Annotated in this window: 10 protein-coding genes and 1 tRNA gene; 6 read left to right on the top strand and 5 right to left on the bottom strand. The window is 38.4% G+C overall.

The window, feature by feature from the left end; translation table 11 throughout:
• Positions 1 to 316: 316 nt before the first annotated feature.
• A complete protein-coding gene (locus ACIR131C_RS0118155; RefSeq protein WP_028091333.1) occupies positions 317 to 2,308 on the top strand; it encodes an ABC1 kinase family protein in 1,992 nt (663 codons plus the stop codon).
• A 250-nt stretch (positions 2,309 to 2,558) separates the two neighbouring features.
• On the opposite strand, the gene hetI is transcribed toward ACIR131C_RS0118155, so the two are convergent.
• Positions 2,559 to 3,290 (bottom strand): 4'-phosphopantetheinyl transferase HetI, encoded by a 732-nt coding sequence (gene hetI, locus ACIR131C_RS0118150; protein ID WP_028091332.1) that lies wholly within the window; start codon positions 3,288 to 3,290, stop codon positions 2,559 to 2,561.
• 107 nt (positions 3,291 to 3,397) lie between these two features.
• Positions 3,398 to 4,237 (bottom strand): methyltransferase domain-containing protein, encoded by an 840-nt coding sequence (locus tag ACIR131C_RS0118145; protein WP_028091331.1) that lies wholly within the window; start codon positions 4,235 to 4,237, stop codon positions 3,398 to 3,400.
• A 365-nt stretch (positions 4,238 to 4,602) separates the two neighbouring features.
• On the opposite strand from ACIR131C_RS0118145, the gene ACIR131C_RS0118140 reads away from it, so the two are divergent.
• The 3 genes from ACIR131C_RS0118140 to ACIR131C_RS0118130 all read left to right on the top strand — a co-directional run bounded on the left by ACIR131C_RS0118140 (position 4,603) and on the right by ACIR131C_RS0118130 (position 7,927).
• Complete coding sequence (locus ACIR131C_RS0118140; protein ID WP_028091330.1) at positions 4,603 to 5,346, top strand: response regulator transcription factor; 744 nt, start codon at positions 4,603 to 4,605, stop codon at positions 5,344 to 5,346.
• Between the two features lie 206 nt (positions 5,347 to 5,552).
• Positions 5,553 to 6,917: a ribosome biogenesis GTPase Der gene (der, locus tag ACIR131C_RS0118135; protein ID WP_028091329.1), complete on the top strand. Its 1,365-nt coding sequence runs from the start codon at positions 5,553 to 5,555 to the stop codon at positions 6,915 to 6,917.
• 80 nt (positions 6,918 to 6,997) lie between these two features.
• Positions 6,998 to 7,927: an energy-coupling factor transporter transmembrane component T family protein gene (locus ACIR131C_RS0118130; RefSeq protein ID WP_028091328.1), complete on the top strand. Its 930-nt coding sequence runs from the start codon at positions 6,998 to 7,000 to the stop codon at positions 7,925 to 7,927.
• A gap of 43 nt (positions 7,928 to 7,970) precedes the next feature.
• Here the strand turns inward: ACIR131C_RS0118130 and ACIR131C_RS0118125 are convergent, their stop codons facing one another.
• From ACIR131C_RS0118125 to ACIR131C_RS0118115, 3 genes are read right to left on the bottom strand one after another with little or no spacing between them, the layout of a single operon-like run.
• On the bottom strand, positions 7,971 to 8,774 hold the full coding sequence (locus ACIR131C_RS0118125) for an inositol monophosphatase family protein (protein ID WP_028082831.1): 804 nt from the start codon (positions 8,772 to 8,774) through the stop codon (positions 7,971 to 7,973).
• A gap of 28 nt (positions 8,775 to 8,802) precedes the next feature.
• Positions 8,803 to 9,372, bottom strand: coding sequence for a thermonuclease family protein (locus ACIR131C_RS0118120; protein WP_035367624.1), 570 nt, complete (start codon positions 9,370 to 9,372; stop codon positions 8,803 to 8,805).
• A gap of 31 nt (positions 9,373 to 9,403) precedes the next feature.
• The gene (locus ACIR131C_RS0118115) at positions 9,404 to 9,772 is read right to left on the bottom strand and encodes a 2Fe-2S iron-sulfur cluster-binding protein (protein WP_028091327.1); all 369 of its coding nucleotides are present in this window, start codon (positions 9,770 to 9,772) and stop codon (positions 9,404 to 9,406) included.
• Between the two features lie 161 nt (positions 9,773 to 9,933).
• Between ACIR131C_RS0118115 and ACIR131C_RS0118110 the strand changes: the two genes are divergently transcribed.
• Together ACIR131C_RS0118110 and ACIR131C_RS0118105 are read left to right on the top strand one after the other, a co-directional pair.
• A tRNA-Ser gene (locus ACIR131C_RS0118110) sits at positions 9,934 to 10,020 on the top strand.
• A 75-nt stretch (positions 10,021 to 10,095) separates the two neighbouring features.
• Positions 10,096 to 10,626: a ComEA family DNA-binding protein gene (locus ACIR131C_RS0118105; protein WP_028091326.1), complete on the top strand. Its 531-nt coding sequence runs from the start codon at positions 10,096 to 10,098 to the stop codon at positions 10,624 to 10,626.
• The last annotated feature ends 367 nt before the right edge of the window (positions 10,627 to 10,993 follow it).

Genomic DNA, 10,993 nt, shown 5'->3' with positions numbered 1-10,993 from the left:
AATCTCATATAAATAACTTATATCCCTAGAACAAAATATCCAAATTATTTAATCAATCTTGTAATTTAAAAAGAGACTTGCAAATAAAAAAGTCCCGAATTTAGATAAAAACGCTCTATATTTCTCTTTTCTCCGCGTCCTCTGCGGCTGGGCGAGAGCAAAAAACTATTATCATAATCTTCTTAATCGTAAAGTATTAAATTAAGATTCGCTGTAGCTTACAAAAACATAAAATATAATAATTGACAAAAATATTTCTAAAAGACAAGATATTGTTACAATATTTAACAACGTTGATTTAACTGGTGGCTTCTTCATGATGGTTAAGACACTTCCCCCTAGTTCTCGAACAATTCAGGAGGACAGTCGCGGAGGCGAATTGTCCGTAATTGAAGTCATAGCGGAAAAAAGTGCAGAGACTTTAGTAATCAAGTCAGCGGAAGTCTCCAGACAGCCGAGACATAAGCCGCGAGTGACAACAGGATCTGAACCAGAGACAGTGCTGTATGATCCTGTGGAAATACAAGAACAATATCGTGGACGATTTCTGCAAGTTTTAGGGCGGATTTTGACGGTTCTTAAACCAACAATTTCCTTTGCATTTGGCTTATGGTGGGATAAGCAATGGGGAATTTTGGTAAAAAATGAACAACGTCGCGCCATTCAACTCAGAAAATTATTAACAAAACTCGGTCCGGCTTACATTAAAATCGGTCAAGCTTTATCTACCAGACCAGATTTAGTCCCACCAGTTTATTTAGAAGAATTAACTAAACTGCAAGATCAATTACCGGCTTTTCCTAATGAAATAGCTTACCAGTTTATAGAAGAAGAACTAGGAGCGCCACCGACGGAAATTTATGCAGAATTATCTGCTCAACCTATTGCGGCTGCTTCCTTGGGACAGGTATATAAAGGAAAATTGAAAACTGGGGAAGAGGTAGCGATTAAAGTTCAGCGTCCAGATTTACGGGAACGAATTACTATAGATTTGTATATTTTACGAAATCTGGCTGGTTGGGTACAGCGCAAAGTCAAGCGGGTGCGTAGTGATTTAGTCGGGATTTTAGATGAATTGGGCGATCGCATTTTTGAAGAAATGGATTATATTCATGAAGGGGAAAATGCCGAACGCTTTTTTGAGTTATATGGTACGATGAAGGATATTTATGTACCAAAAATTTACTGGGAATACACCAACCGTCGGGTTTTAACGATGGAATGGATTAACGGTTTGAAATTAACTCAACCAGAAAAAATTGCGGCTTTAGGAATCAATGCGCGGTATTTAATTGAAATTGGTGTCCAGTGTTCCTTGCGTCAATTATTGGAACATGGATTTTTCCATGCTGACCCCCACCCAGGTAACTTGTTAGCTACTATGGATGGTAAATTAGCTTATCTTGATTTTGGGATGATGAGCGAAGTTAAACCAGCCCAACGTTATGGTTTAATTGAGGCAATTGTTCACGTTGTTAACCGAGAATTTGATAGTTTAGCAAAGGACTATGTAAAGCTAGAATTTCTGACTCCAGAAACGGACCTTACCCCTATTGTTCCGGCTTTTGCTAAGGTATTTGCTAACGCGGAAGGTGCAAGTGTAGCGGATTTGAATATTAAAAGTATTACCGATGATTTATCGGCTTTAATGTATGAATATCCTTTCCGTGTTCCACCTTATTACGCTTTAATTATTCGTTCTCTTGTCACTTTAGAAGGAATTGCAATTTATATAGATCCCAACTTCAAAGTTCTCAGCGAAGCCTATCCTTATGTTGCTAAACGGTTATTAACAGACCCCGCAGATGAATTAAGAACATCATTAAAGGAGTTACTTTTTAAAGATGGTAAATTCCGCTGGAATCGTTTGGAAAACTTGTTAAAAAATGCCCGCAGTAACCAAGAATATGATCTTAACTTAGTCCTCAATCAAGGAGTAGAATTTCTTTCTTCAGAACGCGGTTCATTTATTCGTGATAGATTAGTTGATGAATTTTTCAATAGTGTAGATGCTGTTAGTAAAAATGCTTTACATAACTTCACCTATATACTCCGAGAAAGGGTAGGATTAACAGCAGTAAATCAAATCCCATCAGCAACAGTTGAACAACAACAAACCTTAGAATATATTAAACGCATTGCTGGTATTTTGCGAGAAACTAAAGGTTTTGATGCTACTAAAATAGCCCCACAATTAGCCCAAATCATTGTTAACCCAGGAGTGCAGCGTTTAGGTCAACAAATTGCTAGTCGCGTCACTCAAAAAGCTGTCACTAGGATAATTCGGGAATTATTAGCACCTGAATAATGTCTAAACTGTGATTTTTCTACTGGAGATTATTGAGATGATTTTGGTATGAGTTAAATTCATCAATTAGTCAGGCCACAGTAAACATAAGTTTTCCAGGAAGTTTAGTTAGTCATGACTCTACCCAAACTAAATCTTAGTTTACCTTGGCCGAATTTCCTCTCAAGACAGTTGAGAACTCACCCAAAACCCAATTACTGCTAATTCAAGTCGCTTTTAAGCGACTTCAGTTATGAGACAGGAAATCTATTTAATAGTCCACAAAGGCTGAATATTCCCAACAATGTAAATTAATATTCTTTCCCGCAACGACAACTGCGGCCGCAAAATTATCTGTTGGTGTTAATTCCCTTAAATTCCAATCTCCTGATACAAGTAATCTACTGGGTTGATTTTTTGTTAAAGATATTTTAATTTCTTCTAACTTAACTAAACCATCTCCTGTAGCTTTTACATAAGCTTCTTTACAAGTCCAATAACGGAAAAACATTTGTTTTTGTTCTTCAGAAGAAACTAAGCACAGATGTTCATATTCTTCAGGAGAAAAAAACCGTCTGGCCAGACTTTCTAAGTCTGACATAGTGCGAATACATTCTAAATCTACACCAATCTGATTTTGATAACTCACACCACACAAAGCTAAATCTTGGGAATGAGATAAATTAAAGAATAATCTTTGATTTGCAAATTTAGCCGCCAAAAAAGGCTTACCACGGGGTTGATATTCAAATTCCACTTGTTTGGGGTCAATAGCTAAATATCGCCCTAAAATGGCGCGGAGAGTGCCACGTCCAGCGATAAATCTTTGCCGATGTTCAGGAAAATAAAACCTTTCGGCGCGAGCAATTTCATCACTAGATAAAGTTTCCCAAAAAGCTTGTAATTGTGATTCTGATTGATTCAAATTAATGCACCAAAGATGCACATCATTTAATGACAAATTTAAGTTTTTGGGTGCAGGTAGCCAATTATAATTAAACACAGTTACAGGGAACAAAATTTAAAGTCTTGTGGTGTAAAGTCTTTGAGGTCAGGTCAATGGTAAATGCTGTAATTAATAATCCCCATAAACATAAATTTTAATAAATTTTAGAGCGATTGAAAGGAAAGAATCAGGTAGCGCAACAATCCTAAATTACTCACCAATTCAACATCAGCCGTGGATTTTCTGTCAATTTCGCCGCCCATTTCCTCAAATATCCGTTTAACAATGGGATAGGTTGGCAATGTTTTTACTGTAATATCTTCTTCCTCAAGTATACTAAATCCGGTTTCTTGGGCGAGTTTTCGGTAATCATTCAGAGTAAAACGACTGTCCATTCTACCATAGGTTTGTCCCACGGGTGACTTAATTACTTGTCCTACCAAGTTCATCAAGTGATAAGCTAGGGGAATGGGGACAAAATCAGATAATGCTAGTCTACCACCCGGTTTTAAAACTCGCTTTGCTTCTTGGAAAAAACGCTCCCGGCTGGGAAAATGAAAAATACACTCCACTGCCAGTACCACATCAAAGGAAGCATCTTCAAAAGGAAGTTGACAGGCATCACCTTGTATAAATTCGATTTGATTGTAATTGGATGCTTTTAATTCCGATTTAGCACGTATTAATTGGCGTTCATCAATATTTAAACCCACTAGTACGCTATTAGCAATACGTTCATTGAGACTGGCAATAGTTCCACCAAAACCGCACCCGACATCTAACAATTTATCGCCATTTTTGATATTTGCTGCATCGCATACTCGCTGACACAGATTTTCGGCTGCTGCAACAAAATCTGATACTGAACCATCCGCTTTTTTCGGGTTTTCCCAGTAACCCCAATGGACGTGCCTACCAAAGGCTTGCATTGTCTCGGTATCACCCTGGCGGAACTTTTCCAGAAGTTTGTCAAAATAGGGAAGATATATATTACTATTGGACATGACTATATATGACTCGCTTAATAAAAGGGGAGAAAATTTTGTAACCGATTGTAATATATGTGGGAATATCTAACTGCATTTAATCACGCCAATACTAATCCAATATTAATTCTTGTTTTCTGAGGTTGACGTTCAAAAGAGTAGCTGCTGCCCCATCACAGATCCTAAATAGGTTCTATATTAGATTTAACATATTTTTTATAATTAAGATGATAGTCTTTTTATATATCAAGGAAAACAAAAGTTTACGGTTTGCTTGATGATCTCAAAAGTCCCTCAACTTTCTACCAGAATTAGCACAGCGAACTTTTAGTAGTGAGGGGAACGTCAATTATCCTTAAATAAAGTAGTTATAATTTTTCAGAATGCCGAGGATTCTTGTCATAGATGATGACCTAGCGATTTCAGAACTTGTTGCCGTCAACTTGGAAATGGCGGGCTACGATGTTAGTCAAGCCGAAGATGGTATCAAAGGTCAAGCGCTGGCTCTCCAGCTACAACCAGACTTAATTATGCTTGATCTGATGTTACCCAAAGTAGATGGGTTTACAGTTTGTCAACGCTTACGTCGGGATGAGCGCACTGCTGAGATTCCTGTATTGATGTTGACTGCTTTAAGCCAAACTCAGAATAAGGTAGAAGGGTTTAATGCTGGTGCGGATGACTACCTTACCAAACCGTTTGAGGTAGAGGAATTATTAGCACGGATACGGGCTTTATTGCGACGCACTGACAGAATTCCCCAAGCAGCAAAACATAGTGAAATTCTCAACTATGGATCTCTTACCCTTGTTCCTGAAAGATTTGAGGCTATCTGGTTCAAAACAACAGTGAAATTGACTCATTTAGAATTTGAGTTACTCCACTGCTTGCTACAACGTCACGGACAAACCGTTTCCCCCAGTGAAATCCTCAGAGAAGTTTGGGGTTATGATCCTGATGATGACATTGAGACTATTCGCGTACATATTCGTCATTTGAGAACCAAACTTGAACCCGATCCTCGTCATCCACGCTACATTAAAACCGTCTATGGGGCTGGATATTGTCTAGAATTACCTAGTGTGTCTTCTGAAATTGAAGATCCGGTTGCTACAATTTCTGAATGAAATCTAGTTAAATATCTTGATACTCAGATCCCTGATTTCTTTAAAAATTCAGGGATCTATAATATCTGATTTCACAAACAAATTTAATTATCTTTAATTATCAAAAACCATGGTACAATAAGTAGTTCTCTAAAACAGTGCTGGGTGAAGAACGTAGAGACAAAACTCAGCACACCTACACACTCAGCACTAAAGAACTCTAGTTTATGCCATTGCCAATTGTTGCAATTATCGGCCGCCCGAATGTGGGCAAATCTACCTTTGTAAATCGTCTTGCTGGAGATCAAACAGCAATAGTTCACGATGAACCAGGTGTAACACGCGATCGCACGTATCGTCCAGCATTTTGGAATGATCGGGAATTTGTCGTAGTGGACACAGGCGGCTTAGTTTTTAACGATGACACCGAATTTTTACCTTTAATTCGCCAACAGGCTTTAACGGCTCTTGCAGAAGCCTCTGCCGCGATTTTCGTAGTTGATGGGCAAGCAGGTCTAATGCCCGCAGATGAAGAAATTTCCGAATGGTTACGTCAGCAACCAGTACCCGTATTATTGGCTGTGAATAAATGCGAATCCCCAGATCAAGGAGTGATTCAAGCCGCTGAATTTTGGGAATTAGGACTAGGTGAACCTTTCCCCATTTCCGCTATTCATGGTAGTGGTACGGGGGAAATTCTCGATGAGTTAATGAATCACATTCCTTATGCAACAGAAGTAGAGGAAAATCCAGAAATTAAAGTCGCTATTATCGGCCGTCCAAATGTGGGTAAATCCAGTTTACTTAATGCCTTTGTCGGTGAAAATAGAGCTATTGTCAGTCCTATTTCTGGAACAACTAGAGATACTATTGATACAATAGTTGAACGAGGTGGACAAACCTACAGGTTAATTGATACCGCTGGTATTCGCAAAAAGAAACATATAGAATACGGGACGGAATTTTTCAGTATTAACCGCGCTTTTAAAGCTATTCGTCGGGCTGATGTGGTTTTATTAGTGATTGATGCCATAGACGGTGTAACCGAACAAGATCAAAAATTAGCTGGGCGCGTTTTAGAAGAAGGTCGCGCTTGTGTTATTGTTATTAACAAGTGGGATGCTGTCGAAAAAGACTCTTACACCATTTATGATTATGAAAAAGATTTAGAATCACGCTTACATTTTACTGAATGGGCAGATACTATTTTTGTGAGTGCAGTTACGGGATTAAGAGTAGAAAAGATTTTAGAATTGGTCAATGAAGCCGCTGAATCACATAAACGCCGCGTAAGTACATCGGTAATTAATGAAGTGCTAGAAGATGCTATCAGTTGGCATTCACCACCGACTTCCCGGGGCGGTCGTCAGGGTAAAATATATTATGGGACTCAGGTGAGTAGTCAACCTCCTTCTATTGCTTTGTTTGTGAATGATGCTACACGATTTAATGAGAATTATCGCCGTTATATCGAACGACAATTCCGTAAACAGTTGGGCTTTCAAGGGACACCCATTCGTCTATTTTGGCGCAGTAAGAAAGTTCGAGACATGGAAATTGGTGGTCCGAATCGAGCTACTCGTGTAAAATAAAAAACTATTGTCAGTTAGTCATCTTCCCGGACTTGATACCGTTGACAACTGACAAATGACAACTGACCAATGACAAAAATATGGATTTACTGCGATCGCTACCCATCGGACTTTACTTAGAAAAACCGCAAACTTGGTTACATAAACTCGACCCGCGAGTTAAGTTAATTTGGTTATTGAGCTTTCTAAGTAGCTATGTTTTCGCTAATAATTATTGGCGGTTATTACTGGTATTACTACTAATTCTTTTGACGGTGTTTGCTAAAATTCCGCTTAGGGTATGGCGACAACAAATGGGCTGGCTGTTGGTATTATCATTTATGGTATTAGCTATTGGCGCAATTAGTCCCGATGGATTAGGCATAAATTATCAGTCGCGTTTACCTGGAAATGAGCAAATTCTCACCCAACCCAGCACTGATAAAAAAAACCAAATTACCCCGACTATAGCAGATAATAATAAACAATATAGCTATGTGTTATTTCATCAGGGATTTGTGAAAGTCAGTCGCCGTTCTTGGGATTTAGCAACTAGTTTGAGTACAATAGTTTTTACATTAATCTACAGCACTAATTTATATTTGCTCACAACCTCACCAGAAGAAATCACTTCGGGAATGGAAAGTTTAATGCAGCCTTTAAGAAAATTGAATATTCCAGTTACAGAAATCACCCTAACTTTAACCTTATCTTTGCGGTTTATTCCCCTGGTTTTAGAAGAAATCCAAAACTTGGTTCGTTCCGTTATGACTAGGGCAATTAATTGGAAAAAGTTAGGATTAAAAGCAGGAGCAAAAGTTTGGTTAATTGTTACCGAAAGACTATTAAAAAATCTGCTTTTGCGGGCTGAACAAATGGCCAATGCGATGATGGTTAGGGGTTTTACTAGTCCTAATGAACATCAGGTTAAATGGCAAGAATTAAAGTTAAAAATAGCCGATTGGTTAGCGATCGCCTCTTTAATGATATTTTGGGTAATTAGGATAGCCTTGGGTGCGGATGTTTCTTAACTGACAGTATTCCTATTTCTTACCCAAAATCATGATCAAAAAATCATGTCCAACTAGATAAACGGGGAACTTGCATCAATTTTTGACTGAGACTATCATGAAGATGACCATTAGTAGCTAAAATTCTCCCCGATTCAATTTTTATCGGAGTCCCATCATAAGCAGTGACCTTTCCTCCCGCTTCCTGAACCAATATTATCCCAGCCACAACGTCCCAAGGAGCTATTCCTCTCTCCCAATAACCATCAAGTCGTCCACAGGCTACATAGGCTAAATCTAAGGCGGCTGCACCACCACGACGCACACCCTGGGTAAGATGGGTCAGATGACAAAATTCAGGATAATTATTATCAGCGGTTTCTCGACGATCATAAGCAAATCCACTAGACAACAGACTTTTATTTAATTCCGCTGTTTTTGAAACATGAATAGGACGACGGTTACGGGTTGCACCTAAACCCGCCCCAGCCCGAAATAATTCATCACGAAAAGGGTCATAAATTACTCCTACCTTGGGTACACCCTGAATCAATAAACCAATGGAAACAGCAAAACAAGGATATTGATGGGCGTAATTAGTTGTACCATCGAGAGGGTCAATAGCCCAGAGAAAATCATGGTCTTGATTTCCCAGTTTTCCCGACTCTTCTGCTAAAATTGAGTGTTGGGGAAAATGACGACGCAAGACTTCTAAAATTACCTGTTCAGAAGCTTTATCAGCAGCAGTAACTAAGTCACCCGGACGGCCTTTTTCGGTGATTGTGTTTTCTAATTTACCTAAATAGTCTTGTAAAACTACACCTGCGGACAGGGCTGCTTCCGTAGCCATATCTAGAAAAATTTGCATATTTGTTAGTTGTTAGTTATCAGTGGATTTAACGATAAAGACGACGATACTCTCCAGGAGTTATTCGCATAGGTTGATCAGGGTTCCAGATACCTTTCCCCATGATTCTGGCCCATTGTTGGGCGTGTTGTAAACGTTGATTATATTTAATATTAGGCGATCGCGCTACAAATAAAGCATATCCTTGTTTAATGATTTCTTCGTTTAACAATAGTTGATCTTTCCATACATAAGCTAAGGTACGGTTAAATTTATCCTTGTTTTCTAGGTCAAATTCCAGTTTTATAGATTGATTTACACCACCAATCAAAGTTTCTAGTGTTTTTTTTGCATCCTCTCCCCAAGGAGTTTGACCCAAATCTGGAGCATCCAAACCAATTAATCGAATTTGGGAGGTTAAATTGGGTTGTGTTTCCATTCCCAACACTTCCAAACTTTGTCCACTCATAACCCGCGCTAATTTCACATCAGAGGGAATTGTTGCGGATTTATTTTGGCTTTGACAACTTACCAAAAATAACAAACTCAACAATATAATTATTTTTATTTTTGTCACAAGAATGCGAAGACGGAATAGGATAGAGATCGTCCTCGCCATGAAATTTGTGAACTTGAACACAGAAAAAGTATTAGTCCTCATCTAAGGGTAAACCCGCTTTAACTCTACCTTTACCAAAAAAGCGCCCAAATTGAAGTTCATAAACTTCATCTTCGTCTTGTGTTTCTACTTCTAAATCAGAACGAGCGTAACTTACACATAATAAGGCGTACCCTTGACGGCGTAAAGCAGGGGAAAGGCCAATGGCTTCTGGTTGATAAATTTCTCCTGATACAACTCTTACCGCACAAGTTGTACAAGCCCCATTACGACAAGAAAAGGGGAGTTCAGCCCCGTTATGTTCAGCAGTGTGCAAAATATAACGGTCTTCGGGAACTTGCAGGGTATGGGATATACCAGTTTGGCGATTATAAACTTTAATGGTGTGGGTTTGAACCATTTTGATTTTTAGCTTTTCCGATTTGGGGGTGTCAAAGTCTATTATAAGAAAATAGGTGGAAAACCCCGCATTTTCAGGTCAGGGAGTCATGAAAAAAAATATTTTTTGAAAATGCTTGCTTTTTTGAAAATTCTGTTGTAGGATTGTAAAGCGAGACACCTGGAGAGGTGGCCGAGTGGTTGAAGGCGCAGACCTGGAAAGTCTGTTATGCAGTAATGTATACGAGGGTTCGAATCCCTCCCTCTCCGTTCCTAAGTGATAAAAAAGTTAGATTTGATGATGATTAGCGCAACTAAAAATTACTTATTTATACCTACAAAAATATGAATAAGTGGCTACCGTTAAATCTGAAATTACAAAAGCTCCGGGTTAAATTACTCAATGACCCCTATTATCGTTTACAATCCGGTGAAGAAGTGCAAATAGCGGCTGAATTAGGCTTGGGAATTGATGCTAATCAAGCGACTGTAGATGATTGGTTGCGTTTACCTGGGTTATCAATTCACCAATGCCGATCTCTAGTGGAACTTTCCCGCGCTGGTGTAGTATTCTATTGTCTTGAAGATGTGGCTGCGGCTTTGGGTGTACCAGTGCAGCGATTAGAACCACTAAAACCGATGTTAAAATTTAACTATTATGACAATAATTCTTTAGATAAACCCCAACTAATTAATCCCAATACAGCAACAGTTGAGAGTTTGCGTAAAATTCCTTTTATTGATTTATCCCTAGCACAGACAGTTATAGAAAACCGACTGGCAGCAGGTCCTTACCTAAGTTTACTTGATTTTCAAAAACGGTTAGAATTATCAGGGGAAGCGATCGCTCAGTTAATGTATTATTTGCGATTTTAGTTAGTTGCCAATAAATAAACACAAATTCGTACAATTCTGTTTTAGAACATCCTCAACAGATTTTACACAATTTAGCAGATACCCCCATTGCTCAAAAATTCTTGAATAGAAGCAGTAAGGTAGTAAGCCTCCTAAATGCAGAATTTGTGTACAGGAAGAGAGTGAGTATCCTGTGATTTGTCTAGGATAGAAGAAATTGGTATTTACGCATTCATTCTTCCGTAATTTATAGGTAAGTCCTGTTATTTTATAACATTCATAAATGTTATCAGCAAACCTATTGATCATCTCAGATATATGATAACTTTAACTTATATAAAATCTATAATACTTTTAATATTCATAACTTAGCAAAATTCGACTTTAG

Source organism: Dolichospermum circinale AWQC131C, from assembly GCF_000426905.1.
GTDB classification, from domain to species: domain Bacteria; phylum Cyanobacteriota; class Cyanobacteriia; order Cyanobacteriales; family Nostocaceae; genus Dolichospermum; species Dolichospermum circinale.
This window is presented reverse-complemented; position numbering and strand designations above follow the sequence as displayed.

Excerpts from the sequence above, each read along its gene's own strand:
- ACIR131C_RS0118120 (WP_035367624.1), bottom strand. The coding sequence starts at position 9,372 with ATGGCGAGGACGATCTCTATCCTATTCCGTCTTCGCATTCTTGTGACA.
- ACIR131C_RS0118145 (WP_028091331.1), bottom strand. The coding sequence starts at position 4,237 with ATGTCCAATAGTAATATATATCTTCCCTATTTTGACAAACTTCTGGAA.
- ACIR131C_RS0118125 (WP_028082831.1), bottom strand. The coding sequence starts at position 8,774 with ATGCAAATTTTTCTAGATATGGCTACGGAAGCAGCCCTGTCCGCAGGT.
- ACIR131C_RS0118105 (WP_028091326.1), top strand. The coding sequence starts at position 10,096 with ATGAATAAGTGGCTACCGTTAAATCTGAAATTACAAAAGCTCCGGGTT.
- ACIR131C_RS0118140 (WP_028091330.1), top strand. The coding sequence starts at position 4,603 with ATGCCGAGGATTCTTGTCATAGATGATGACCTAGCGATTTCAGAACTT.
- ACIR131C_RS0118115 (WP_028091327.1), bottom strand. The coding sequence starts at position 9,772 with ATGGTTCAAACCCACACCATTAAAGTTTATAATCGCCAAACTGGTATA.
- ACIR131C_RS0118155 (WP_028091333.1), top strand. The coding sequence starts at position 317 with ATGATGGTTAAGACACTTCCCCCTAGTTCTCGAACAATTCAGGAGGAC.
- ACIR131C_RS0118130 (WP_028091328.1), top strand. The coding sequence starts at position 6,998 with ATGGATTTACTGCGATCGCTACCCATCGGACTTTACTTAGAAAAACCG.
- der (WP_028091329.1), top strand. The coding sequence starts at position 5,553 with ATGCCATTGCCAATTGTTGCAATTATCGGCCGCCCGAATGTGGGCAAA.